The 24,876-nt window shown below is 63.6% G+C and carries 20 protein-coding genes; 5 read left to right on the top strand and 15 right to left on the bottom strand.

Annotated elements, in window-relative coordinates; translation table 11 throughout:
• Positions 1-53: 53 nt before the first annotated feature.
• The 11 genes from AC0L2R_RS11200 to AC0L2R_RS11150 form a co-directional block, all read right to left on the bottom strand.
• Positions 54-2,423 carry a DUF1989 domain-containing protein gene (locus AC0L2R_RS11200; RefSeq protein ID WP_473508852.1) on the bottom strand — a complete coding sequence of 790 codons (2,370 nt, stop codon included), beginning with the start codon at positions 2,421-2,423 and terminating at the stop codon, positions 54-56.
• A gap of 264 nt (positions 2,424-2,687) precedes the next feature.
• A complete protein-coding gene (locus tag AC0L2R_RS11195; RefSeq protein WP_473508850.1) occupies positions 2,688-3,317 on the bottom strand; it encodes a sarcosine oxidase subunit gamma in 630 nt (209 codons plus the stop codon).
• Positions 3,310-6,288 (bottom strand): sarcosine oxidase subunit alpha, encoded by a 2,979-nt coding sequence (locus tag AC0L2R_RS11190; protein ID WP_473508970.1) that lies wholly within the window; start codon positions 6,286-6,288, stop codon positions 3,310-3,312. The genes AC0L2R_RS11195 and AC0L2R_RS11190 overlap by 8 nt, the downstream gene beginning before the upstream one ends.
• Before the next feature lie 229 nt (positions 6,289-6,517).
• Positions 6,518-6,790: a sarcosine oxidase subunit delta gene (locus tag AC0L2R_RS11185; RefSeq protein WP_473508848.1), complete on the bottom strand. Its 273-nt coding sequence runs from the start codon at positions 6,788-6,790 to the stop codon at positions 6,518-6,520.
• A gap of 16 nt (positions 6,791-6,806) precedes the next feature.
• Positions 6,807-8,060: a sarcosine oxidase subunit beta family protein gene (locus tag AC0L2R_RS11180; RefSeq protein ID WP_473508847.1), complete on the bottom strand. Its 1,254-nt coding sequence runs from the start codon at positions 8,058-8,060 to the stop codon at positions 6,807-6,809.
• 92 nt (positions 8,061-8,152) lie between these two features.
• Positions 8,153-9,460: a type III glutamate--ammonia ligase gene (glnT, locus tag AC0L2R_RS11175; protein WP_473508846.1), complete on the bottom strand. Its 1,308-nt coding sequence runs from the start codon at positions 9,458-9,460 to the stop codon at positions 8,153-8,155.
• 40 nt (positions 9,461-9,500) lie between these two features.
• Positions 9,501-10,829: an FMN-binding glutamate synthase family protein gene (locus AC0L2R_RS11170; RefSeq protein WP_128171957.1), complete on the bottom strand. Its 1,329-nt coding sequence runs from the start codon at positions 10,827-10,829 to the stop codon at positions 9,501-9,503.
• Positions 10,830-10,835: 6 nt separating this feature from the next.
• Positions 10,836-11,567 carry a protein GlxC gene (locus AC0L2R_RS11165; RefSeq protein ID WP_473508844.1) on the bottom strand — a complete coding sequence of 244 codons (732 nt, stop codon included), beginning with the start codon at positions 11,565-11,567 and terminating at the stop codon, positions 10,836-10,838.
• Between the two features lie 4 nt (positions 11,568-11,571).
• Positions 11,572-12,468 carry a class II glutamine amidotransferase gene (locus AC0L2R_RS11160; RefSeq protein WP_473508842.1) on the bottom strand — a complete coding sequence of 299 codons (897 nt, stop codon included), beginning with the start codon at positions 12,466-12,468 and terminating at the stop codon, positions 11,572-11,574.
• Between the two features lie 133 nt (positions 12,469-12,601).
• Positions 12,602-12,820, bottom strand: coding sequence for a hypothetical protein (locus AC0L2R_RS11155; protein WP_473508841.1), 219 nt, complete (start codon positions 12,818-12,820; stop codon positions 12,602-12,604).
• Between the two features lie 37 nt (positions 12,821-12,857).
• Positions 12,858-14,255, bottom strand: coding sequence for an ammonium transporter (locus AC0L2R_RS11150; RefSeq protein ID WP_023799478.1), 1,398 nt, complete (start codon positions 14,253-14,255; stop codon positions 12,858-12,860).
• Positions 14,256-14,420: 165 nt separating this feature from the next.
• On the opposite strand from AC0L2R_RS11150, the gene AC0L2R_RS11145 reads away from it, so the two are divergent.
• Genes AC0L2R_RS11145 through AC0L2R_RS11130 form a run of 4 tightly spaced genes read left to right on the top strand, consistent with a single transcriptional unit; the run spans position 14,421 to position 18,177 of the window.
• Positions 14,421-15,554 carry an aminomethyl transferase family protein gene (locus tag AC0L2R_RS11145; RefSeq protein ID WP_473508840.1) on the top strand — a complete coding sequence of 378 codons (1,134 nt, stop codon included), beginning with the start codon at positions 14,421-14,423 and terminating at the stop codon, positions 15,552-15,554.
• Positions 15,555-15,568: 14 nt separating this feature from the next.
• The gene (locus tag AC0L2R_RS11140; RefSeq protein WP_473508839.1) at positions 15,569-16,165 is read left to right on the top strand and encodes a dimethylamine monooxygenase subunit DmmA family protein; all 597 of its coding nucleotides are present in this window, start codon (positions 15,569-15,571) and stop codon (positions 16,163-16,165) included.
• Complete coding sequence (locus AC0L2R_RS11135) at positions 16,162-17,127, top strand: PDR/VanB family oxidoreductase (protein ID WP_473508838.1); 966 nt, start codon at positions 16,162-16,164, stop codon at positions 17,125-17,127. The genes AC0L2R_RS11140 and AC0L2R_RS11135 overlap by 4 nt, the downstream gene beginning before the upstream one ends.
• A gap of 9 nt (positions 17,128-17,136) precedes the next feature.
• Positions 17,137-18,177: a heme-dependent oxidative N-demethylase family protein gene (locus tag AC0L2R_RS11130; RefSeq protein WP_473508968.1), complete on the top strand. Its 1,041-nt coding sequence runs from the start codon at positions 17,137-17,139 to the stop codon at positions 18,175-18,177.
• Between the two features lie 170 nt (positions 18,178-18,347).
• On the opposite strand, the gene AC0L2R_RS11125 is transcribed toward AC0L2R_RS11130, so the two are convergent.
• Positions 18,348-19,058, bottom strand: coding sequence for a helix-turn-helix domain-containing protein (locus AC0L2R_RS11125; RefSeq protein WP_473508837.1), 711 nt, complete (start codon positions 19,056-19,058; stop codon positions 18,348-18,350).
• Between the two features lie 257 nt (positions 19,059-19,315).
• On the opposite strand from AC0L2R_RS11125, the gene AC0L2R_RS11120 reads away from it, so the two are divergent.
• A complete protein-coding gene (locus AC0L2R_RS11120; RefSeq protein ID WP_473508835.1) occupies positions 19,316-20,674 on the top strand; it encodes an NAD(P)-binding domain-containing protein in 1,359 nt (452 codons plus the stop codon).
• Between the two features lie 34 nt (positions 20,675-20,708).
• Here AC0L2R_RS11120 and AC0L2R_RS11115 read toward each other — a convergent pair whose 3' ends face one another.
• From AC0L2R_RS11115 to AC0L2R_RS11105, 3 genes are all read right to left on the bottom strand, one after another.
• The gene (locus tag AC0L2R_RS11115; RefSeq protein WP_473508834.1) at positions 20,709-21,731 is read right to left on the bottom strand and encodes a serine hydrolase domain-containing protein; all 1,023 of its coding nucleotides are present in this window, start codon (positions 21,729-21,731) and stop codon (positions 20,709-20,711) included.
• A gap of 64 nt (positions 21,732-21,795) precedes the next feature.
• Positions 21,796-23,778 carry an ABC transporter permease gene (locus AC0L2R_RS11110; RefSeq protein WP_473508833.1) on the bottom strand — a complete coding sequence of 661 codons (1,983 nt, stop codon included), beginning with the start codon at positions 23,776-23,778 and terminating at the stop codon, positions 21,796-21,798.
• Positions 23,775-24,860, bottom strand: a complete 1,086-nt coding sequence (locus tag AC0L2R_RS11105) for a quaternary amine ABC transporter ATP-binding protein (protein WP_473508831.1) — start codon at positions 24,858-24,860, stop codon at positions 23,775-23,777. Before AC0L2R_RS11105 ends, AC0L2R_RS11110 begins: the two co-directional genes overlap by 4 nt.
• Positions 24,861-24,876 lie beyond the last annotated feature (16 nt).

Here is a 24,876-nt window from a genome sequence, read left to right as displayed (position 1 = left end):
CGTCTTGGCGCTACGCGCCGATCCACCTTCTCCCACAAGGGGAGAAGGCAAGATCAGGACCGCGGCCTGGTCTTCTGCGGGTCGTAATGGGCAAAAGTCACGACGCGTGCCGGCAGCCGCTTGCTGTGGCCGTCGAGCTTGCCGATCTCGACCGCGGTGCCGATCGCAGCATGGGTGACGTCAAGCCTGGCCAGCGCGATGGTCTTGTTGAGCAGCGGCGAGCGCATGGCGGACGTGACCTCGCCGATCTGGGCGCGGCCGACATGGACGCAATCGCCATGCCCGACCGCGACATTGGCGTCGATGTCGAGGCCGACCAGTTTCCTCTGCGGGTTTTCCTTGCGCCGGATCAACGCCTCGCGGCCAATGAAATCGTCGGTCTTGCTCTTCAGCGGCACGGTGAAGCCGATGCCGGCCTCGAACGGATCGGTCTGGTCGGAAAATTCGTGAGCAGCAAAGATCAGCCCGGCCTCGATGCGTACCATGTCGAGCGCCTGCAGCCCCATCGGCTTCAAGCCATGCGGCTGGCCGGCCGCCCAGATGGCGTCGAACACCTTTTCGGCGTCGCGCGGGTGGCACCAGATCTCGTAGCCGAGTTCGCCGGTGTAGCCGGTGCGCGAGACGACGATTGGAATGCCGTTGCCGCCGCCGATGCGGGCGACGGCGAATCGGAACCATTCGAGCTCCTCGATCGACGGCTGCAGCGGCGAGGTCCAGATGATCTCCTTCAGGATGTCGCGGCTCTTCGGTCCCTGTACGGCGACATTGTGCATTTGGTCGGTCGACGAGCGCACCAGCACGTTGAGGCCGAGGCGCGTCGCGGTGTCGCGCAGCCATTCGCCGGAAAGATCGTCGCCGCCGACCCAGCGGAAATTGTCCTTGCCGAGCCTGAGCAGCGTGCCGTCGTCGATCATGCCGCCATGCTCGTAGCACATGGCGGAATAGACGACCTGGCCGACGCCGAGTTTTTTCACGTCACGGGTCAGCGTGTATTGCAGTAGCGCTTCCGAATCCGGGCCGGTGACCTCGAACTTGCGCAGCGGCGAAAGGTCCATGATGACGGCGGCCTGCCGGCACGCCCAGTATTCGTCGATAGGGCCCTCTTTTGCGAAGGAATTGGCCAGCCAATAACCCCTGTACTCGACGAAGTTGCGGGTGTGCTTGGCAAAGCTCGAATGAAATGATGTCTCGCGGGTCATTTTCGGTTCCGAATCGGGCGTCATGCGTCTGGCGATCGCTCGCGAGAATTTATGCTTACCGGAATAGGTCCGCACATGGATGTCGGTCAGGTTCCAGCCATTGGCCGGCGTCGTGTCGTCGGGACAGGCGGACGACACGCAAACGATGTCGGTAAGTGCCCGCAGCAGCACATAGTCGCCCGGCCGCGACCATGGCTCGTCCGACACCATGACGCCATGCGCGTCGATCGCCGTGTTGAAGAAGAAATTGATCGCCATCCAGCCCGCGCGAGGAGTTACACCCTTGTCGGCGAGCGCGTGGTTGAAGTTCTCCGAGCAGTTGGGGTGACCGGGATAGCCGATGTCGTCGTAATATTTGGCGGCGCAAGCGAGCGCGAACGCATCGTGCCGGCCGCAGGTGTCCTGCACCAGCTCGACCAGCGGCTCCATGTCCTGGTCGTAATATTTCGAATGCAGGCCTGGCATCGGATAGCTCGAACCCATCAGCGTGCGGGTCGTCGTCACGTCGAGCGGATGGTCGCGCCCCTTGTCGAGCTTGCGCGCCGAAAAGCACTGGAAGTCGGTGCATTGGCGCCCGTCGACATCGATGATCTGCAGATAGTCACCCGCCTTGACGAAGTAGGCTTCCGCGGTCGCCGAATGGACGCGCAAATCGAGCACCGGGTCGGCCAGCGGGTCGCCAAGCCTGGACTTCGCCGCCGGACGGATCGTGGCGCGGCGAACGATGACGTTGAGCGGCGTCGCCGTGTCGTGGCCGTCGACCGGCATCGGCCCGCCCGGGGCGGCGATCAGCATCGAGCCGTCGCGAGCGACGGCAAAACCCTGTTCGGTGCCGGCAGGGGTGGCGCCGCCGAAGATGCGAACCGCCTTTGCCTGATCGAACTGCACCTGGCGTCGCTCGAGCCCCCGGCGCAACGAAGCGAGGCTGTCGTCGCCATCGGCCAGCAGCGCCTTGATGCCGGCGGCATTGCTGTTCGATTTCTCGCCGAAAATGCCGGCATCAGGCACGCCGCTGCTGTCCCATGCCAGCAGCTCGCAGGCCTGCCCGCCTTCTACGTTGCGTACGCTGACGGTATCGCCGGCCTCGACATCGATGAGCACCGCCCCATTGCCTTGAACGGAATAGCGTTCCATGCCGGCCGGCAGCGCCATCTGGCCGGGCCGCAGGATCAGGCTCGGTCGTGGCGGTCCGGCGGCGACGGCGGGGTAGGGCGACTGGCTCATCTCGACCCGGGTCTCAAGAAACAAGTTTGCCTGTACGTAAAATTATTTTATCAGCAAGAATAGCAGTGCTTGTCGGTTTGGCAAGGCGAAGGTGGTGGGACTCCCCCTTCTCCCCTTGTGGGAGAAGGTGGATCGGCGCGTAGCGCCGAGACGGAAGAGGGGTGTTGGACGGAATGCTGTCGGTGTCAAGCTGGAACACCCCTCATCCGACCTCGCTTCGCGAGGCCACCTTCTTCCACAAGGGGAGAAGGGAAGAGGCAACCGCTACCCCAACTCCCCTGAATACCCGATGTCGACGCCATACTCGGCGGCTGCGTCGAGCATCGTGTGCCACAGGCTTTCGGCGAAACTTGCAAACACCAGAAGATTGAACACCGCCTGCCCGTCCGGCCGGTCATTGCCACGCCAGAGATTGACGCCGGTGTGGTCGATCGATGTGGCGGCAGCGGCGTCGATCGGAAACGCCGCCGGGTGCAGGTCGATCGACGACAGCTTCGCAAGCATCGCGCGCGCCTTTTCCCCGGATAGGCTGATCAGCGCCCGCGCATGCGATTGGTCGGACAGCGAGGCCGAGCCGGCGAAAGCGGAGCCAAGCGCCTCGGCCGAATGCTTGCCGGCTTTGGACAGGACGAAGAACTGGTCCGGTCCCGACCAGATCAGCGTCGCATCCGCCGTGCCGACCGCCTTCGGCAGATCCGGAGCCGCCATGCCGAAACGGGCCTTGGCGGCGTTTGCCAGTTCCGCCCCTTTGCCGCGCCGCGCCATCACCTGGATCAGGTCGAAATTGCGAATCTCGGTGAACGAAATGCCCGGCGCGACGTCGCGCGCGCCATGGGCGCCCACGACAAGGACATGCTCCAGCGGACTGCGAGAAAGCCACGAAAACTCAGCCACGCTGGCGCCCTCCATCCGGATCGTAGAAGACGGGGTTGCACAACTCGACGTCATAGTCCTCACTACGCAGGGGGTCATGCGCACGGACGATCTCGCCGATGCGCTCGCGGCCGCGTTCGACAAGCGCGAGCCCGATCCACTGGTCAAGCGTCGGCGAGAAACAGACCGAGGTGACATAGCCCTGATCGTTGTCGGGACCCGGTATCTCGGCCTTCGGGATGACATGCGCGCCGGAGCGCAGGCGGCGCGCTCTGTCCGTCGGCTTGATGCCGACCACGACCTGCCGATCCGGTGCGACCAGCGCCTCGCGTCCGGCCATGACGCGGCCGACAAAATCCTTCTTGGTCGACATCATCTTGCCCAAGCCGAGATCGACCGCCGTCGTCGTGCCGTTCAGCTCGGGCCCGGCGACATGGCCCTTTTCGATGCGCATGACGCCGAGCGCCTCGGTGCCGTAGGGCGTTACGCCGTATTGTTTGCCGGCTATCATCAGGTTGCGCACCAGCGCGTCGCCGTAGCGGGCCGGAACGGAGATCTCGAACGCCATCTCGCCGGAGAACGAAATGCGGAACAGCCGCGCCCTGATGCCGCCGCGAAGCGCGACTTGCCGCGCGCCCATGAACGGAAAGCCCTCGTTCGACAAATCCTCGGCCGGATCGACGATTTCGCGAAGCAGGTCCCGGGTCTTCGGCCCGGCGATCGAGAATTGCGCCCACTGGTCGGAGACTGACGTCAGTTGCACGTCGAATTGAGGAAACAGCACCTGCCGGCAGAATTCGAGATGCTGCATCACCGGCCCGGCCTTGGCGGTCGTGGTGGTCAGGAGATAGTGATCCTCGGCCAGCCGCGACGTGGTGCCGTCATCATAGACCAGGCCGTCCTCGCGCAGCATCAGCCCATAGCGGGCTTTTCCCACGGCAAGATTGGAGAAGGTGTTGATGTAGACGCGGTCGAGGAAGGCGCCGGCATCCGGTCCGTGCACATCGATCTTGCCGAGCGTCGAGACGTCGCAAAAACCGACGCCGCCGCGTACCGCGTTGACCTCGCGGGTGACCGTTTCCAGCCAGTCCTTCTCGCCGGCGCGCGGATACCATTGCGCCCGCTTCCACAGGCCGGTGTCGATGAACACCGCGCCCTGTTCAACTGCCCAGTGATGCGACGGCGTCAGCCTTGTAGCATGGAAGTTTTCGTCGCGATGATGGCCGGCAAAGGCGCCGATGGCGACCGGCACATAGGGCGGACGGTAGATCGTCGTGCCGGTCTCGGGAATGGATTTGCCTGATAGCGCCGCCATGATGGCGAGGCCGGCGACGTTCGAGGTCTTGCCCTGGTCGGTGGCCATGCCGAGCGTCGTATAGCGTTTCAGGTGCTCGACCGATTCAAAGCCTTCGCGCTGCGCCAGCTCGATGTCGGCAGCGGTGACGTCATGCTGGTAATCGACAAAGGCTTTGCCTTTGCCGGCAACATGCCAGAGCGGGGTCAGCGAAAACGCTTCGTCTTCGGCGACTGGCGGCGTGCCGGCACTGCCGCTGTGCCCGGCGTTCTTAGCCGCTGCCGCACCGGCGGCAAACCCCTGGCGCAGGCAGGCGCCGAGCCCAAAAGCGCCGTTGGCGGCACCGGCGGCCACCATGCCGGGAGGCGCGCCGTCCGGCACGAAGGCCGATATATCGTCCTGCCATTTCGGCCGGCCGCGATGGCATGAGGTCAGCCCGACCGCCGGGTTCCAGCCGCCGGAAACGGCAAGCCCGTCGGCTTCGACCTCGGCGCGTGCGCCGCCTGCCAGAGATATCGAGATTTTCCTGACACCGTCCTTGCCGCCGTCCACCCCGCTGACGAAACCGTTCAAAATGGCAAAGCCGGTTTTGGCGGCAAGCGCGCGATGCGCGGCCGATACGTCTGGACGCGCATCGACGACGGCAGCGATCTGCAATCCGGCGCCGAGTGCCGCCTCGACCGTGCGCCAGCCATCGTCATTGTTGGTGAACAGCGCAATCCGCTTCGCCGGGGTTGCCGCATAGCGCGCGATATAGCTCCGCATTGCCGAAGCCATCATCACGCCGGGCGTGTCGTTGCCGGCAAAGACGATCGGCCGTTCGATGGCGCCGGCGGCAACAATCGAGCGCTTTGCCACGATCCGCCACAGGCGCTGGCGCACCTGATGCTCCGGCGGCGAGGGCAGATGATCGTTGACCCGTTCGATGGCGCCATAAGTCCCGCCGTCATAGACGCCGAACAGTGTCGTGCGGTTCATGATGCGGACATCGGGCAGCGAGGCGAGCTCGGCCAGCGTGCGCGAAATCCATTCGGCTGCGGGCACCCCGTCGATCGTGCCGCCGTCGGCAAGCAGGCGGCCGCCAAGCGCAAAATCTTCCTCGCACAGGATGACGCGGGCACGAGATCGGCCGGCGGCAAGTGCTGCCGCCAGCCCGGCTGGGCCGGAACCGGCGATCAGCACGTCGCAATGCGCCCACATCTTGTCGTAATGATCAGGATCGGCAACGCCCGCGGCGCGGCCGAGACCAGCGGCGCGGCGGATCGCCGGCTCATAGACTGCTTCCCAGAATTTTGCCGGCCACATGAAGGTCTTGTAGTAGAAGCCGGCGACGAACATCGGTGAGAACAGCTGGTTGACCGCCATCAGATCGTGGCGCAGCGACGGCCAGCGGTTCTGGCTGGCGGCTTCCAGACCGTCATAAAGTTCGGCGGTGGTCGCCTTGGTGTTGGGCTCACGCCGGGCTCCGTTGCGCAGCTCGACCAGTGCGTTGGGTTCTTCCGAGCCCGCGGTCAGGATGCCGCGCGGCCGGTGGTACTTGAACGAGCGGCCGACCAGCTTGACGCCATTGGCGATCAGCGCCGAGGCCAGCGTGTCGCCCTGGAAGCCGGCAAAGGTTTTGCCGTCGAAGCGAAAGTTCAGCGGCAACGAGCGGTCGATGAGACCGCCGGATGGCAGACGATTGGGTTGGCTGGAAATCACGATGCCCGGCCCCCATGCACGAGCGTCGCGCTGCCCCTCATCGCCCTGCCGGGCACTTCTCCCCGTATAGTGACGGGGAGAAGGACGCCTTCACTGAGGGTTTCGCCAATCTCCAGCGTAGCAGGAAGGGCGCCGAGGTTGCGGCCATCTCCCTTCTCCCCGTCACCATACGGGGAGAAGGTGCCGGCAGGCGGATGAGGGGCGGCGCTGAGTTGGCTAAGAATACTCATTTTGCCTGCCTCGCCCCGACGCCCGCCGCCGGCTCGACCGAGGAGATCTTGTGCGTCAGCGTGTTGCGGGTGATCTTCAGCCAGGCCCGGCAGCCGCCGCCATGGTACCAATGTTCGCTCGTCTCGCCGGCAATGTTGTCGCGCAGATAGACATAGTCGAACACTTCGTCTTCCGAGCCACCGGCTGCCGGCCGCAGCGGCTTGGCGTCGCCGAGACAGGTGAACTCGCCGAGTTCGCGTTCGCCGCAGAAGGGACAGACAATACGCATGCTTTTCGGGCCGTCCTCAGTGCAGGTTCGGTTGGGCGCCGACGCCCTTTTCATCGATGACAGCGCCCCGCCGGAACCGGTCGAGGCGGAAGCGCGCCGCCTCCTTGTGCAGTTCGTCGCGGGCCAGAAGATGGGCAAAGACAAGGCCGGAGCCGGGCGTCGCCTTGAAGCCGCCATAGCACCAGCCGGCATTGAGATAGAGCCCGTCCACCGGCGTCTTGTCGATGATCGGCGAGCCGTCCATCGACATGTCCATGATGCCGCCCCATTGGCGCAACAGGCGCACGCGACCGATCATCGGCATCAGCGCCATGCCGCCCTCGCAGACGTCTTCCATCACAGGCATGTTGCCGCGCTGGGCATAGGAATTGTAGCCGTCTATATCGCCGCCGAAGACCAGCCCGCCCTTGTCCGACTGGCTGACATAGAAGTGGCCGGCGCCGAAGGTCATGACATTGGGGATCAGCGGCTTGATCGCCTCGGAAACGAAGGCCTGCAGCACATGGCTCTCGATCGGCAGCCGCAGGCCAGCCATCGCCGCGACGCGCGACGAACTGCCGGCGACGGCCATGCCGACCTTGCCGGCGCTGATTGTGCCGCGCGATGTCTCGACGCCGGTCACCTTGCCGTTGGCGTCGCGCCCAAAGCCGGTCACCTCGCAGTTCTGGATGATGTCGACGCCGAGCGCGCTCGCCGCATGGGCGTAGCCCCAGACCACGGCGTCGTGGCGTGCTGTGCCGCCGCGCCGCTGCAGCAGGCCGCCTTGCACGGGAAAGCGGGCATTGTCGAAGTTCAGGAACGGCATCATCTTCTTGACCGCGGCAAGATCGAGCAGTTCGGCATCGATGCCGTTGATGCGCATCGTGTTGCCGCGCCGCGCATAGGCGTCGCGCTGCGCATCGGAATGGTAAAGGTTGATGACGCCGCGCTGGCTGACCATCGTGTTGTAGTTGAGGTCCTGCTCCATCCGCTCCCATAGCTTCATCGACAGCTCGTAGAAGCCGGTATTGCCGGGCAGCCCGTAATTGGAGCGGATGATGGTGGTGTTGCGGCCGGCATTGCCGGAGCCGATCCAGCCCTTTTCGAGCACGGCGACATTCCTGATGCCGTATTCGCTGGCGAGGAACCATGCCGTCGCCAGGCCGTGGCCGCCGCCGCCGATGATCACCACGTCGTAGCGGTCCTTCGGGCTGGCGTCGCGCCAGGTGCGCTGCCAATTCTTGTGACCGGAAAATGCCGCACGGGCGAGGGAGAAGATCGAGTATTTCATGGTTCTATTCCGAGGTCGCTCGCGCCGCGCAGGACCATTCTTGACGCATCGGAATCGTCCGAAAACCGCTTCACACTTTTCGGTCCGATGCTCTAGATATCCAGCGTGTGGTCGCGCTCCCACTGGGTGAAGTGGGAAGCATAGGAATTCCATTCCTGATGCTTCAGCTTTAGATAAGCCGACGAGAATTCCTCACCCAGCGCCGCCTTGAGCGATTTGTCGTTGTCGAACTCGCGCAATGCATCGAGCAGGTTGAGCGGCAGCTTCGGCGCGCCCTCCACCGTATGCCCGAACTGGTACATGTCGATGTCGTAGCGCTTGCCGGGATCGGCCTTCGAGCGGATGCCGTCGAGGCCGGCGGCGATGATGACCGCCTGCAGCAGATAAGGGTTTGCCGCGCCGTCGGGCAGGCGCAGCTCGAAGCGTCCGGGGCCGGGCACGCGCACCATATGGGTGCGGTTGTTGCCGGTCCAGGTCACCGAGTTCGGCGCCCAGGTGGCGCCCGAAATGGTGCGCGGCGCATTGATGCGCTTGTAGGAATTGACGGTCGGGTTGGTGATCGCGGCAAGTGCCGAGGCATGCTTCATGATGCCGCCGAGAAAATTCCTGCCCTTCGCCGACAGGCCGAGCTCCATGGCGTTGTCGGCAAAGACATTGGTCTTGCCGTCCTTGTCCCACACCGAGATATGGGCGTGGCAGCCATTGCCGGTCAGGCCGGGGAATGGTTTTGGCATGAAGGTGGCGCGCAGGCCGTGCTTTTCTGCAATGGACCTCACCATGAACTTGAAGAAGGAATGCTTGTCGGCGGTCGCCAGCGCATCGTCGAAGGCCCAGTTCATCTCGAACTGGCCGTTGGCGTCCTCATGGTCGTTCTGGTAGGCGCCCCAGCCGAGCGCCAGCATGTGGTCGCAGATCTCGGCGATGACATCATAGCGCCGCATCACCGCCTGCTGGTCGTAGCAGGGCTTTGACGCCGTGTCGTATTCGTCGGAAATCGTCTTGCCGTCCGGCGAGATCAGGAAGAATTCGGCCTCGACGCCGGTCTTGACATGCATGCCGTCGCCCGCCGCCTCGTCAATCAGCCGCTTCAGCGTGTTGCGCGGCGCCTGGGCGACCGTTTTTTCGTCCATCATGCAATTGGCGGCAATCCAGGCGACTTCCGGCTTCCACGGCAGCTGGATGACCGAATCCGGATCCGGCACCGCCAGCATGTCTGGATGCGCCGGCGTCAGGTCGAGCCAGGTGGCAAAGCCGGCAAAGCCGGCGCCGTCCTTCTGCATGTCGGCGATGGCCTGCGTCGGCACCAGCTTGGCGCGCTGTCCACCGAACAGGTCGGTGTAGGAAATCATGAAATATTTGACGCCATTCCCTTTGGCGAAGGCGGCGAGATCGTTCCCCATTATAGTTCCTCGCTTATTGGTTTTTTTTGGTAGTTTGGTATCAGAAGCCGTTCTTCCCCGGTATCCAGTTGGTGCCGGCCAGCGGCACACCGGCCATGGCGGCGGCTTCGATCGTCAGCGCGACGAGATCCTCGGGCTCGAGATTGTGCAGGCTGTTCTTGCCGCAGGCGCGGGCGATCGTCTGCGCCTCCAGCGTCATCACCTTGAGATAATTGGCCAGCCGTCGCCCGGCCGCTATCGGATCGAGCCGTTTCATCAGCTCGGGGTCCTGCGTGGTGATGCCGGCCGGATCGCGGCCCTCGTGCCAGTCGTCATAGGCGCCGGCGGTGGTGCCGAGCTCGTTGTACTCCGCTTCCCAGCGCGGATCGTTGTCGCCAAGCGCGACAAGTGCGGCGGTGCCGATCGACACGGCGTCGACGCCGAGCGCCAGCGCCTTGGCGACATCGGCGCCGTTGCGGATGCCGCCGGAGATGATCAGCTGCACCTTGCGATGCATGCCGAGATCCTGCAGTGCCTGCACCGCCGGCCGGATGCAGGCAAGCGTCGGCTGGCCGACATTCTCGATGAACACTTCCTGGGTTGCGGCGGTGCCGCCCTGCATGCCGTCGATCACGACGACATCGGCGCCTGATTTCACCGCAAGGGCTGTATCGTAATAGGGCCGCGCGCCGCCGACCTTGACGTAGATCGGCTTTTCCCAGTCGGTGATTTCACGCAGTTCCAGGATCTTGATTTCGAGATCGTCGGGCCCGGTCCAGTCGGGATGGCGTGAGGCTGAGCGCTGGTCGATACCCTTGGGCAGCGTGCGCATTTCGGCGACACGGTCGGAGATCTTCTGGCCAAGCAGCATGCCGCCGCCACCGGGCTTGGCACCCTGGCCGACGACGATCTCGATCGCATCCGCCCGGCGCAAGTCGCGCGGGTTCATGCCGTAGCGCGACGGCAGGTACTGGTAGACCAGCGTCTTGGAATGGCCGCGCTCTTCCTCGGTCATGCCGCCGTCGCCGGTCGTCGTCGAGGTGCCGGACAGCGTCGCGCCGCGGCCGAGCGCTTCCTTGGCCGGGCCGGACAGCGAGCCAAAACTCATGCCGGCAATGGTGATCGGGATTTTCAGCTCGATCGGCTTTTTCGCATGGCGCGAGCCCAGCACGACACTGGTGTCGCAGCGCTCGCGATAGCCTTCGAGCGGATAGCGCGAGATCGAGGCGCCGAGGACAAGCAGGTCGTCGAAATGCGGCAGCCTGCGCTTGGCGCCGGCGCCGCGGATATCATAGATGCCGGTCGCAGCGGCGCGACGGATCTCGGAAAGCGTGTAGTCGTCGAAGGTCGCGGATTTGCGCGGCGTCGTCGGCGGGTTGCGATAGGTCATTGAGCCTCAATACGCGTCGGCGTTGTCGATGTTGAAATTGTAGAGGGTGCGCGCCGAGCCGTAACGCGTGAACTCCGCCGCCTTGACGCCGGTCACCCCGGCGCGGTCGAGCAGGTCCTGCAGCAATGCCAGATGCTCGGGCCGCATCTCCTTGGCGATGCAGTCGGCGCCGAGGCTGCCGACCTTGCCGCGCACGAACAGCCGCGCCTCGTAGATGGAATCGCCGAGCGCATCGCCGGCATCGCCCAGCACCACCAGATTGCCGGACTGCGCCATGAAGGCCGACATATGGCCGATATTGCCGTGGACGACTATGTCGATGCCCTTCATCGAGATGCCGCAGCGCGATGACGCGTTGCCCTCGATGACCAGCAGCCCGCCCCTGCCGGTGGCACCGGCATATTGGCTGGCATCGCCTTTGACCGTTATCGAGCCCGACATCATGTTTTCGCCGACGCCGGGTCCGGCCGAGCCATGCACCGTGATGGCGCTGCCGTCGTTCATGCCGCCGCAATAATAGCCGACGCTGCCGCGGACATCGACGGTGACCGGCTGGTCGACGCCGACGGCGACCGAATGGCTGCCTTTCGGATTGAGCACTTCCCAGGCGGTCTGGTTCGAACCGGGAGTCAAATCGTGAAGCGCCTGGTTAAGCTCGCGCAACGGCATCTCGGCAAGGTCGAACACCCCTGATGCATGGCTCTGGTCGAGTGCCTTGGAGACGTTGATTGCCGGCATGAACTCAATGCTCCCAGAAATAGACGGTTGCAGGCTCGGGTTCCCAGACCCTCGCATTGTCGATGCCGGGCAGTTTGGTGAGCGCACGATACTCCGAGCCGAAGGCGACATATTGCTCGGTCTCGGCCATGACGGCAGGCTTGCAGGCGATCGGATCGCGCACCACGCCGAAGCCGTTCTTGGTGCCGACGACGAAGGTGAAGAAGCCGTCGAGGTCGCTCAGGGTGCCCTCCAGCGCCTCGCCGAGATTCTTGCCATGCGCCATCTGCGAGGAGAGATAGGCGGCCGCGACTTCAGTGTCGTTCTCGGTCTCGAATTTCATGCCTTCGCGGATCAGCTCGCGGCGGACATTGTTGTGATTGGACAGCGAGCCATTATGCACCAGGCATTGGTCGGCGCCGGTCGAGAACGGATGCGCGCCCATCGTCGTCACTGCCGATTCCGTCGCCATGCGGGTATGGCCGATGCCGTGCGTGCCGGTCATGCTGCGCACGTCGAAGCGATCGACCACCGTTTCGGGCAAGCCGACTTCCTTGTAGATTTCGACCACGTCGCCAGCGCCCATGATGCGGATGTCGGGGCGCAGCGCCTGGATCGCCTCGCGCACTTCGTCGATCTTGGCAGGCGCGGTCCTGACCACCGCATGCGTCGATTTCACTGCGATGCTTACTGGCGCTCCGATCGCCTTGGCGAGTTCGGCGTCAAGGTTGCTGAAATCCTGCTCCGGCTTTGCCGACTGGATGGTGATCTTGGCCTCGTTGCCTGATGGCGCGCCATAGATGGCGATGCCGGCACTGTCGGGACCGCGATCGCTGAGCGAGATCAGCATCTGCGAAAGCATCGAGCCGAGCTGGGGCTCGAGCGCCTTGTCCTTCAAAAACAATCCGACGATTCCGCACATGTCAGGCTCCCGCGGTGAGGTATGATTTCGGTGCTACCAGCTTCATATCAAGAATTCAACTGGTATGAAAGTTTTTTTCATCTTGGACAAGTCGTCCGGCGCAATTTGAGGCGCCAGACGACCTTATTCCGGTCTAATGGCGATCGATCGCCTTTCTGGTCTCCTCGCCGCTGCGATCCGCCGCCAAATCGGCCTCGATCTCAGCGTTCTCCTGGCGCGTCTGGAGGACGTGCCACCCGATCCAGAAGACGAGGCCGACGATCACCATCACCACTTCAGAACCCTGGAAAGGGTAGATCGCGCCGATGTCCTTGAGGTCCACGGCCCAGCTTTCCATTCCATTGGTCGACATTGCGGTTCTCCCTGTCGGTTGACTAGTTGTCGGTTGACTATTTGATCATGGCCTTTTCGGCGGTTCCCAGTTCGCGGACCGACGCCTCGAACGCATGGTTGAGGGCAAAGTCGACGCCCTCGAGTTCGACCTTTTTCGGTACGCGCAGCAGGTTCATGCTGTTGAGGATCTTGCAGACGACGAAGGTCGGGACGAAGCCGAGCGCGAACATCAGCACCGCACCAGCGAAATTGCCGAGCGGGTTGATGTGCGCGAAGCCCTCATAGGGCGAGGACGGCTGTCCCCACAGCATGAAGCCCGCCACCACGACGCCGAGGAAGCCGCCATAACCGTGCACCGCAACGGCGCCGACCGCATCGTCGATCTTGAAGCGACGCTCGACGAAATAGTGCAGCTTGTAGCAGATGCTCGGGACGATCGCGCCGATCAGCATCGCCTGGATCGGGTGATAAAGGTCGTTGCCGGCCGAGGCGGAGATAATGCCGCAAAGCCCCATCGAGAACGTCCAGAACGGGTCGCCTTTCGAGACGATGTAGCCGGCCAGCATGCCGCCCGACAGCGACATCAGGAAGTTGAAGGTGATCGCCGAGAGCGTCGTCGGCGCGAGATAGATATTGGTCGCCGTCCAGGTCTCGCCGGTGATCTGGCCAGCAATCGTGGCCGGGCTGATCAGCGGAATGTTGCACGCGGCATAGAAGCCCCAGAAGCCGGTGAAGATCAGGAACAGGCCGATCGTGACCAGCCAGACATTGTGGGGCGGGATGTCGCGCGCCGTGCCGTCGGGCCTGAACTTGCCGATGCGCGGGCCGAGCACGATGAGAAAAGCGAGCGCCGCTCCGCCGGCGATCGCGTGCACGACCCCCGATGCATACGCATCATGGTAGCCCCAGAGTTTCACCATCCAGCCTTGCGGATGCCAGCCCCAGGACGCGTCGAGGATCCACAGGACCGAGCCGATCAGGACCGCGACGATCCAGAACGCGCCTGAGCGCGCGCGCTCTATGATCGAGCCCGAGATGATCGACGCCGTCGTGATGGAAAACAGCAGAAAGGCGCCCCAGAACACGCCGTTGAGGCGATGCCACAGCGCGGCGTCGGTAGGGGTGACCCCCGTCTCGCCCGGATTGACACCGGAGAGGTGGGTGCCCATCAGCGGATTCCATGGTTCGGCAAATGGTGCGGTGACAAGTCCGCCGGCGATGCCCGGCCCGTTGGGGAAGCCGAAATAGATCCACCAGCCGAAAAAATAGAAGGTGATCGTGACGAGCGGAATCGCCATCGCGTTTTTCATCAGCGTTTTCAGATGATTGCGCCTACGCGACACGCCGACCTCGTACATGCAGAACCCGACATGGATCAGGAACATCATGACGATGGTCACCCAGTAATAGAACTCCGTGAAAATGGTCGTTAGAGCGTTGAGATTCCCTTCCATTGCATGTCCCCTCCGTTCAGTTGCGTTCCTTGCCTCTCAGTAAAACTTTTTGCATCTTAGTATTGCGCGCTTTTGGAGTTTTGAGTCAATATGGCGCGGACCGTCGCATGGCCTCAGTGCCCTTGAGCGGCGAACGCCGGCAATCTTGTGAGGAGAAGCAAGTCCATGACCGCATCCTGGAGATTTTCGACCTTGGCGGATCGCCATCGTGCGCTCGGTTCGAAGCTCGAAGACTGGAGCGGGATGGGCACCGCCTGGACCTACGACAAGGACGCCGACGAGGAGTACATCGCCATCCGCACCAAGGCCGGGCTGATGGACGTGTCGGGCCTGAAAAAGGTCCACATCACCGGGCCGCATGCCTCGCACCTGATCGACCTCGCCACGACGCGCGACGTCGAGAAAATATATCCCGGCAAGTCGGCTTATGCCTGCATGCTCAACGAGGCCGGCAAGTTCACCGACGATTGCATCCTCTACCGGACCGGTCCGAATGCCTGGATAGTTGTGCATGGTTCGGGCACCGGCCATGAGGAGTTGCAGCGCGCCGCCATGGGCCGCGATGTCTCGCTGCGCTTCGACGACAATCTGCACGACCTTTCGCTGCAGGGACCGATATCAGTCGACTACCTGGCCAAGCATGTGCCTGGCATACGCGACCTCGCCTATTTCCATCACATGCAGACCCGGCTGTTCGGTTTTCCGGTGATGATCTCGCGCACCGGCTACACCGGCGAACGCGGCTACGAGATCTTCTGCCGTGGCCAGGATGCCGGCACGATCTGGGACACCATCCTCGACGAGGGCAAGAGCGCCGGCATCATCCCGTGCCGGTTCACCACGCTCGACATGCTGCGCGTCGAGAGCTACCTCCTGTTCTACCCCTACGACAATTCGCAGAAATATCCGTTCGAGAACGAAGGCCCCGGCGACACGCTGTGGGAACTCGGCCTCGATTTTACCGTCAGCCCCGGCAAGACAGGGTTTCGCGGCGCCGAGGAGCACTACCGCCTCAAGGGCAAGGAACGCTTCAAGATCTTCGGCGTGCTGCTCGAAGGCAAGGAGCCGGCCGACGAGGGCGCACCGGTCTATCGCGACGGCAAAAGGGTCGGCGTGGTGACCTGCGCCATGTATTCGCCGCTGGTCCAGAAATCGATGGGCATTGCCCGGCTCGACGTCGACTGCGCCGTCAAGGGCACCCGGCTCGAGATCCGCAACCAGAGCGGCGCCATCAGCGCAACGGCCGAGCCGCTTCCATTCGACGATCCGAAGAAGACCAAGCGCACGGCAAAAGGCTGAGGCATACTGAGAGGATGGCAGCGAAAAGCATCATCAGCCGGCCGGTCTACGGAACCCTGTCGCCGCAGCCCGGCAAGCACCATCTTTTCGTGGCCGATGCAGACGGCGCGCTAGCGATAACGGACTTGGCCCGCAAGGCGCCCGACGGTTTTTTTGCCGATGCCCATATTATTTTCATCCCCGGCAATGAGGGCCAGCATGTCGCCGCGCTCGAAGCGCTGAAGCCGGCCCAGCTCTATCAGGGGCCTTCCTTCGCCAGCGCCCTGCCGCGGCTGAAGCAGACGCTGGCCAACGCGCATATGGGCCTGCGCCTCTATCTCGCCGGCACCGAGGGGCTGATCGGTCAGGCGATGCAGGCGGCGCTCGAAGCCGGCATCGACCACACGTCGATCCAGACCGAGCATCGCGGCTCGCTGGCGCGCCGCGTCCAATGCGTCCATTGCAAGGGCATCACCGAAAACGTGACGACGCAGCCGGCGACCTGCTCGCATTGTGGCCTGCTTCTTCTGGTACGCGATCACTATTCCAGGCGCCTCGCCGCATTCCAGGGCGTCTGCATCAACGCGGAAGACCGCAGCGAAATTCCTCCGGCGGAGGAGATCTTTCGATGAGCACCGGCACCACCAAGCTTGACATCGTGGTGAGCGATGTCGTCCCGGTCAACGAACTGGTGACGCGCTTCCATTTCCGCCGGCGCGACGGGCAGCTTTTGCCGACATTCTCCGGCGGCGCCCATGTTGTGGTGGAGATGCGCGACGGCGAGCGGACCAGGCTCAATCCCTATTCGCTGATGGGCTCGCCGCTCGACACGCGCGAGTACACCATCTCGGTGCGCCGCGACGACGCCGGCCGCGGCGGCTCGCTGTTCATGCACAGCACTGTCAAGCCCGGCCATGAGATGGTGATCAGCTATCCGGTCAATCTGTTCTCGCTCGACCTGCGCGCGAGGAAACATTTGATGCTGGCCGGCGGCATCGGCATCACGCCGTTCATGGCGCAGACCGCGCAGCTGGCGGCGGATGGCGGCAATTTCGAGCTGCATTACACCTGCCGCACCGCCTCGCTCGGCACCTATGCCGATGTGCTCAGGGAGCGCTACGACCGCCGGGTCAGGCTCTATCACGACGATCGCGACGAGCGCATCGAGCTCGACCGGCTGCTGTCGTCGCAGCCGCTCGGCACGCATCTCTACGTCTGCGGCCCGTCGGGCATGATCGGCTGGGTGCGCGATCGCGCCGCTGCGCTGGGCTGGCCGGCGGAAACCGTGCATTTCGAGCATTTTGCCGCCCCGCAGCCCGGTGCCCCGTTCGAGGTGACGCTGGCGGTCAGCGGCAAGACCATCCGCGTCGGCGAGCAGCAGAGCCTGCTCGAGGCGATCGAGGCGGCAGGCGTCGATCCGCCCTATCTCTGCCGCGGCGGCGTCTGCGGTCAGTGCGAGACCAATGTCATCGCGCATGACGGCAACTTCATCCACAACGACCACTGGCTGAGCGAGGAAGAGCACCGTTGCGGCAAGAAGATCATGCCTTGCGTCTCGCGCTTCGAGGGCAGGTCGCTGGTTCTGGAAAGATAGGAGGCGAGCCTGGGCATCACCTTTCGTAACGAAACGTTCCGTAACGACTTCACCTTCAGGAACAGCCCGGAGCACATCAGGCGGTTCCCGTTCCCGTTCCACGAGGACAGCTACATGTATGCGGTCAACATCGAGCCGCACGTCGTCGGACCGAAGGGCAGCGCGCTCGAAAACCTGATCGACGTCGACGAGCACTATGTCTCCGAGATGCAGGACCGCGCGCTGGTGCTGGCGGAAGACCCGCTGCGCTGCCAGTCGCTGCCGCACATGACGCTGGCCGGCTGGGACCTGCTCGAACTTCTGATGGAACAGCAGGCGCTGGGCTATCCCGAGCATTTCACGCTGACGCGCGACGGCGACAAATGGCGCTGGATCAACCGGCCGCTCGGCATCGACGACAGCTTCACCTTCGGCGATGTCTCGACGCTGCCCTACGGACCGATGGAATACATCACGCGGCAAAGCCAGGGCGATTTCTGCATCCTCGACCAGCGTGACGGCAATCTGTGGATGGATGCCGGCATGGTCACCACCCAGGCCGACTGGTCGCTGGATTTCGACATCGGCATGAACTTCTTCGAATGGCACGCGCCGGTGCCGCTGGCGCATGAGAAGGGGATTTTCACCCGGGCGCTAAAATTCCTCACCAACATCCAGCAGGGCAAGCCGGCGCGGCGGCTGAACTGGACGATGACCATCAATCCGCGCCTCGACACCAGTCCGGAAAATTATCATAAATGGGGTCCGGACCGGACGACGGTGACGTCCGAAAACGTCGGCGACAAGGTCCACCTGCGCGTTGAGCTGCAAAGCTTCTGGCGGCTGCCGCGCTCGAACGGCATCGTGTTCCCGATCCGCTGCTACCTGATCAAGATGGACGAGCTGGTGACGCAGCCGATATGGGCGCGGCGCCTGCATCGCGTCATTCGCGACCTGCCCGAAGAACTCGCCAATTACAAAGGCTTGACGCGCTATCGCGCGACGCTGGTCGAGTGGCTGTCGAAGCTCGACGACGGCAGCCCGACATCGCCGGGCTTCGGGCCGGATTAAGCAAGTCCCCTTCATCCGGCCGCTTCGCGGCCACCTTCTCCCCGCTGGGGAGAAGAGGTAGGCACCGGCGCGGCCAAACTCCTCTCCCCTTGGGGAGAGGTCGGATTGCCCCGAATTGCCCTTCGCAATTCGGTTGGCAATCCGGGTGAGGGGGGCTGCTTGCGTCCCGCTCAACCGGCGCTGGCCTGCGGATAGCAGATGATCGAGAGATAGCGCATCGGCAGGACGGTCAGCACCTCCGGCCCGTGCGGCGCGTCGGCGTCGAAGAACAGGCTGTCGCCGGGTTTCATCGGATAGAGATTGCTGCCGTGCCGGTAAACCACCTCGCCTTCGAGCATGTAGAGGAACTCCATGCCCTCGTGCTGAAAAGTCGGAAACACATCAGAATCCTCGGTCAGCGTGATCAGATAGGGTTCGACGACGACGCCGCTGGTGTTGGAGCCGATATGGCCGAGCAGATTGTACTGGTGGCCGGCGCGCGTGCCGCGGCGCTCGACGTCGAGGCCTTCGCCGGCCCTGACGAAGACGGCGCTGCGCTCTTCCTCGAAACGGCGGAAGAAGGCGGTGACCGGAACGCCGAGCGCCCGCGACAGCGCCTGCAAGGTGGTCAGCGACGGCGAGGTGATGCCGTTTTCGATCTTCGACAGCATGCCAAGCGAAATGTCGGTGGCTGCGGCAAGATCGGCAACGGTGATGCCGAGTTTCTTGCGAAACGCGCGCACCTCGCGGCCGATCGCGACCTCGAGGACCTTTTCGCGGGTGTCGCGAACGGCGTGCGGGTCCTGGGTCAGCGGCGTCCGGATCGTTGCCACGCTTTTCGGCGATGGCTTGGCCTTGGCGGCGGCTGCCCCATTCCTGAAACTGGAAGCCTTCTTCGCCATGTCGCCACCCCGTCTGCAAAATTTATTTCACTCGGGGTGAACGTATTCGCTGCGGATACAGAGCGCAACAGTGACAGCAAGCCACTTTAACTCGAATGGCACGCTCTCTCGGAGTTTCCGCCATCAGCGCTTTTGCCGAAAATCCAATCGGGTGAACCGTCGTTTCGGCAGAAGGCCTGTTGACAGCATCGAAGGGGCAATTACTGTCCTGTCAGTGAAATTTGTTTCGTTAGGGAAATGAGACCGGGAGGCTCGCAATGAAAAGTCGTGTTGCCGTCATCGGAGCCGGACCGTCCGGCATGGCCCAGCTTCGAGCCTTCAAGTCGGCAGCCGACAACGGCGCGGATATTCCGGAAATCGTCTGCTTCGAAAAGCAGTCCGACTGGGGCGGCCTGTGGAACTACACCTGGCGCACCGGCCTCGACGAGCATGGCGACCCGGTGCACGGCTCGATGTACCGCTACCTCTGGTCGAACGGGCCGAAGGAATGCCTCGAATTCGCCGACTACACGTTCGAGGAGCACTTTGGCCGGCCGATCGGCTCCTACCCACCGCGCGCCGTGCTGTGGGACTACATCAAGGGCCGCGTCGAAAAATCCGAGGTGCGCCAATGGGTGCGCTTCAACAGCCCGGTGCGCATGGTGACGTTCTCCGACGCGACGAAAAAGTTCACCGTCACCGCGCATGACCGCAGCAACGACGTCACCTATTCGGAGGAGTTCGACAACGTCGTCGTCGCCTCGGGGCATTTTTCCGTGCCCAACGTTCCCTATTTCGAGGGTTTTTCGACCTTCAACGGCCGCATCCTGCACAGCCATGATTTCCGCGACGCCATGGAATTCAAGGATAAAGACATCCTGATCATCGGCCGCTCCTATTCGGCCGAGGACATCGGCTCGCAATGCTACAAATACGGCGCCAGATCGATCACCTCCAGCTACCGCTCGAAGCCGATGGGTTTCAAATGGCCTGACAACTGGCAGGAAGTGCCGCTGCTGCAGAAGGTCGTCGGCAAGACCGCGCATTTCAAGGACGGCAGTACCAGGGACGTCGACGCCATCATCCTGTGTACCGGCTACCTCCACTCCTTCCCGTTCCTGACCGAAGATCTGAAGCTCAAGACCGCCAACCGGATGTGGCCGGACGGGCTTTTTGAGGGCGTCGTCTGGGAGAAGAACCCGCAGCTGTCCTATATCGGCATGCAGGACCAGTTCTACACCTTCAACATGTTCGACGCGCAGGCCTGGTTCGCCCGTGACGTCATCATAGGTCGGATAAAACTGCCCTCGGCCGAGGCGATGGCCGAACATGGCGCGAAATGGCGGGCGCGTGAGGAAACGCTGGAAGACGCCGAGCAGATGATCTGGTTCCAGGGCGACTACACCAGGGAGCTGATGGAGCAGACCGATTACCCGGGCTTCGACGTCGAGGCTGTCAATCAGACCTTCATGGAATGGGAGCACCACAAGGTGGAGAACATCATGGGTTTCCGCGACCACGCCTACCGCTCGCTGATGACCGGCACGATGGCGCCGCTGCACCATACGCCCTGGCTGCAGGCGATGGACGATTCGATGGAATCCTATCTCGAGGTGAAAGGCGTCGCGGCGGAGTAGCGGATTCCTCGCCACTCACTTTTGCGCGCATGCACTAGCTGCGCGCCTCGCGCACCTCTTTCGTCGCCTCGATGATCCGGCCGAGCAGGGCATGGAGATCGTCGCGGTGGCCGCTGCGGCCGGCGGGGCCGTTTTCATCTGAAGTCATGACCACGGTCAACGCGCGCCCGGGCACGACATAGACCATCTGCCCGCCATAGCCCCAGCCGTAGAAGACCGTTTCGCCCGCGATCTGACGGATGAACCAACCATAGCCATAACCGTCACCGGTGAAACGCGAGGCGGTGCGTGGCTGCCAGGAGAGCTTGATCCAATCGGCCGGCACGAGCTGCCGTCCGCTGCGGCTCTTCCCGCCGCTGCGGTAGAGCTCGCCAAAGGCCAGCAGCGAGCGCGGGCTCATCGCCATCTGGTTGCCGCCGAGATAGATGCCCTGTGGGTCGCGGTCCCAGGCGGCGATGGAAAAGCCCTGCTGCGGCCCCAGCCATTCGCGCGCCAGTTCCAGCGTCGAGCGGCCGGTCCGCCGCGTCAGGATCGCCGAAAGCAGATGCGTCGAGCCGGTGGAATAGAGCATGGTACCGCCCGGTTCGTCGTCGAAAGGCATGGCGAGCGCTGCCCGCACCCAGTTGTCGCTTGCCACCCAGCGCCCGTAGTTTGGGCCTGAGGTCCGACCGAGCCCCGCCTGCATGGAAAGCAGATGACCGATCGTAACCTGCTGGAGACGCGGATCCGCGTCGGCTGGCAGGTTGGCCTGAAGAAGCGGAGCGATCTTCTGGTCAGTGCCTTGCAGCACGCCCTTGTCGATGGCGATGCCGACGAGCGCCGAGATGATCGACTTGGAGGCGGATTTTATGTTGGCCGGACGTGCCGGGGAGTGGCCGCGAAAACCGCGCTCAGCCACCACCGCACCCTGATGCGCGATGGCAACCGTGCGCAGCGGCGCCAGGTGCTCGGCCTCGTCAAGCAGCTTTCCAAGCCGCTGCTCCAGGCCGTCGGCAGCGTGAGCAGCGACGGAAAGGATGAGGAGAAAGGCGAGAATCACGGTGGGGCGCTTCAGCATGAAGCCAGCTTGGGACGCATTTTGGGCAAGACGAAGGTAGGACGCGCGATCCACTATTTCACGGCTATCCCAGCCTTGCCCGTGCCTTGGCCGTCCAGGCGTTGAACAGCCGGTCGGCGACGATGCCGATGAAGGCGATGGCGAGGCCCGCGACGATGCCGCGGCCTGAATCGGCCTTGGACAGCGCGATGAACACCTCCTGGCCGAGATCGCGGGTGCCGACCATGGCGCAGATGATGATCATCGCCAGCGCCATCAGGATGGTCTGGTTGACGCCGAGCATGATCTCAGGCAACGCCAGCGGCAGTTGCACCCGCAGGAACGTCTGGCGCTTGGTGCAGCCCGACACCTTTGCCGCCTCGATCAGCGCCGTCGGCACCTGCCTGAGGCCGTGATTGGTGTAGCGGATGGCCGGCACTACGGCAAAGGCGACGGTCGCGATCATCGCCGTCACGTCGCCCACTCTGAACAGCATCACCACCGGGATGATGAAGCAGAACGACGGCAGCACCTGCAGCGTGTCGATAACAGGGGTGACGATCTTCTCGACACGGTCGCTGCGCGATGCCATCAACCCGATCGGAATGCCGATCAGGCAGGCGATGAAGGCCGAGATGCCGCAGAGGTAGACCGTCGCCATGGTCTTTTCCCAGAGGCCGGTCACCGCGCAGAAGACGGTCAGCGCCGCGACCAGGGCAGCGAGGCGCAGGCCGCCGAGCTGGTAGCCGGCAAGGCCGAGCAGGAACACCGCGCCCAGCCACGGAAAACCCTCGCAGAAGGCGCGCACCGGGTTCAGCATATTGAGGATCAGCGCCACGCGGAAGGCTTCGATCGTGTCGAAGAAGTTGATCGTGATCCAGCTCACCGCTGTCTTCCACATCGGCGCGGTGGTGAAGGTGATCGCCTTTGGCACCGCGGCGAAGGCCGGCACGAACAGACCAAGCAGTGTCGTGACGGCAAGGATGGCGACGGCCAGCGTCAGATTGGGGTAGCGCCGCCAGAAGCTCGGGCTGACCTCCTGATAGACATGGCCCTTCGCGTGATTGCGCGCGATCGCCTGGCTCAGCCGGTCGAGCGCGATTGCCAGCGCCACTATGGCAAGGCCGGCTTCCATCGCCTCGCCGACTTTTAGCGCCCTGAGCGCCAACAGCACGTCGTAGCCGAGGCCGCCGGCGCCGATCATCGAAGCGATGATCACCATATTGAGCGCCAGCATGATGACCTGGTTGACGCCGACCATCAATGTCGGACGCGCCGAAGGCAGCAGCACGCGCCACAGTTTCTGGCGCGCCGTGCAGCCGGCCATCTCGCTGAAATCGTCGATCTCGGACGGCACCCGCGACAGCCCCAGCATCGTCGCGCGCACCATCGGCGGCGTCGCGAAAATGGCCGTCGCGATCATCGCCGAAACCGAACTGTTGCCGAACAGAAGAAGCATCGGAATCAGATAGGCGAAGGTCGGGATGGTCTGCATCAGATCGAGGGCAGGGGAGATCAGCAGCCTCTCCGCCCATGGCTGGCGCCACGCCCAGATGCCGACGAACAAACCGGTGACGATGCAGAACGGCACGGCGATGGAGATCAGCCCGAGCGTCAGCATGGCGCTGGTCCACTGGCCGAACAGCGCGATGTAGAGGAAACAGCCGCCGACCAGCGCGCCGAGCTTCCAGCCACCGGCGGCACGTCCGGCCAGGAATGCGGCGATGCAGACACCGACCCAGGACAGGCGCGGCAGGACGAGCATGTCGGCGCCATGGCCGATCTTGAAATTCTTGGCGAGCAGACCGAGCGCAAAATCGAGCGGCACGCCGAGCGCCGCGGTGATCGAGCGCGTCAGCCAGGAGAAGTTCGACTTCACCCAACTCATCAGCGCGCTGACCCAGTCGGCGACCGGAATGATTGCGCCGGCCGGATAGTTGACCGCCCAGGGCAGCCTGTCCTGCAGCAGGAACACGGCAAGCACGGCGGCAAGGGCGCAGGCCCAGACCACCAGCCAGAGCTGAACCGGCCGCGATCTCGCCTCGCTGGCGCTTGCCGTCACCGTCATGCATTGGCCTCGGAACGCTCGATGCCGGCCAGAAGATCGATCACGGCTTGCGGCGTGACTTCGCCGATCGGCTTGCCGGTGCCATTGACGACGGCGAACGGCTTGCCGGCCGAGACGATATCAGCCGAAAAACTCGATATCTTGGCATCCGGCGCGACCACGCCGCCATGCTCGGCGCCGGCGCAGGCGCGCATCAGGCTTCGCGCCGAGATCACCTTGGCGCGGTCGACGTCGCGGGTGAACTCGGCGACATAGTCGGTCGCCGGGTTGACCACCAGCTGTTCCGGGGTGCCGATCTGGATGACCTCGCCGTCCTTCATGATGGCGATGCGGTCGGCCAGCCGGATGGCCTCGTCGAAATCATGGGTGATGAAGACGATGGTCTTGTGCAGCATGGTCTGCAGCCGCATCAATTCGTCTTGCATCTCGCGGCGGATCAGCGGATCGAGCGCCGAGAACGGCTCGTCGAGAAACCAGATTTCCGGCTTGGTGGCGAGGCTGCGGGCGATGCCGACACGCTGCTGCTGGCCGCCGGAAAGCTCACGCGGATAGAAATGCTCGCGGCCGCGCAGGCCGACAAGCTCGATCACTTCGCGCGCGCGCTTCTCGCGCGTCGGCCGGTCCTGCCCTTGGATGCCCAGTGGAAAGGCGATGTTCTCCAGCACATTCAGATGCGGCAGCAGGGCGAAATTCTGGAACACCATGCCCATGCGGTGGCGCCGCAGCTCGATCAGCGCGGCATCGGAGATTTTCAGGAGATCCTTGCCCTCGAACTCGACCTTGCCATGCGTCGGCTCGACCAGCCGCGACATGCAGCGCACCAGCGTCGACTTGCCCGACCCCGAAAGCCCCATGATGATGAAGATCTCGCCCTGGCGGATTTCGAGGTCGACGGCGCGCACCGCGCCGACCAGCCCGGCCGCGGCGACCTCCGCCATGCTGGCCTTGCCGTCGCGCTGGCGGATGAAATTGGCCGCGTTCGCGCCGAACAGCTTCCAGACGTTGCGGCAGGCAAGTTTTATCGGTCGGGCATCCTTCGGCGTGCCTGCCGTTTGCGGCACCTGTTCAGTCGTATCGGCCATGCAGTCGTCCTTCTGG

It is taken from the genome of Mesorhizobium sp. WSM4820 (assembly GCF_055811075.1).
The sequence above is the reverse complement of the archived record's forward strand: the minus strand, read 5'-3'. Positions and strand labels throughout refer to the sequence as shown.

Excerpts from the sequence above, each read along its gene's own strand:
- AC0L2R_RS11155 (WP_473508841.1), bottom strand. The coding sequence starts at position 12,820 with ATGTCGACCAATGGAATGGAAAGCTGGGCCGTGGACCTCAAGGACATC.
- AC0L2R_RS11160 (WP_473508842.1), bottom strand. The coding sequence starts at position 12,468 with ATGTGCGGAATCGTCGGATTGTTTTTGAAGGACAAGGCGCTCGAGCCC.
- AC0L2R_RS11120 (WP_473508835.1), top strand. The coding sequence starts at position 19,316 with ATGAAAAGTCGTGTTGCCGTCATCGGAGCCGGACCGTCCGGCATGGCC.
- AC0L2R_RS11135 (WP_473508838.1), top strand. The coding sequence starts at position 16,162 with ATGAGCACCGGCACCACCAAGCTTGACATCGTGGTGAGCGATGTCGTC.
- glnT (WP_473508846.1), bottom strand. The coding sequence starts at position 9,460 with ATGGGGAACGATCTCGCCGCCTTCGCCAAAGGGAATGGCGTCAAATAT.
- AC0L2R_RS11185 (WP_473508848.1), bottom strand. The coding sequence starts at position 6,790 with ATGCGTATTGTCTGTCCCTTCTGCGGCGAACGCGAACTCGGCGAGTTC.
- AC0L2R_RS11150 (WP_023799478.1), bottom strand. The coding sequence starts at position 14,255 with ATGGAAGGGAATCTCAACGCTCTAACGACCATTTTCACGGAGTTCTAT.
- AC0L2R_RS11105 (WP_473508831.1), bottom strand. The coding sequence starts at position 24,860 with ATGGCCGATACGACTGAACAGGTGCCGCAAACGGCAGGCACGCCGAAG.
- AC0L2R_RS11180 (WP_473508847.1), bottom strand. The coding sequence starts at position 8,060 with ATGAAATACTCGATCTTCTCCCTCGCCCGTGCGGCATTTTCCGGTCAC.
- AC0L2R_RS11140 (WP_473508839.1), top strand. The coding sequence starts at position 15,569 with ATGGCAGCGAAAAGCATCATCAGCCGGCCGGTCTACGGAACCCTGTCG.
- AC0L2R_RS11110 (WP_473508833.1), bottom strand. The coding sequence starts at position 23,778 with ATGACGGTGACGGCAAGCGCCAGCGAGGCGAGATCGCGGCCGGTTCAG.
- AC0L2R_RS11165 (WP_473508844.1), bottom strand. The coding sequence starts at position 11,567 with ATGCCGGCAATCAACGTCTCCAAGGCACTCGACCAGAGCCATGCATCA.
- AC0L2R_RS11145 (WP_473508840.1), top strand. The coding sequence starts at position 14,421 with ATGACCGCATCCTGGAGATTTTCGACCTTGGCGGATCGCCATCGTGCG.
- AC0L2R_RS11200 (WP_473508852.1), bottom strand. The coding sequence starts at position 2,423 with ATGAGCCAGTCGCCCTACCCCGCCGTCGCCGCCGGACCGCCACGACCG.
- AC0L2R_RS11125 (WP_473508837.1), bottom strand. The coding sequence starts at position 19,058 with ATGGCGAAGAAGGCTTCCAGTTTCAGGAATGGGGCAGCCGCCGCCAAG.
- AC0L2R_RS11170 (WP_128171957.1), bottom strand. The coding sequence starts at position 10,829 with ATGACCTATCGCAACCCGCCGACGACGCCGCGCAAATCCGCGACCTTC.
- AC0L2R_RS11115 (WP_473508834.1), bottom strand. The coding sequence starts at position 21,731 with ATGCTGAAGCGCCCCACCGTGATTCTCGCCTTTCTCCTCATCCTTTCC.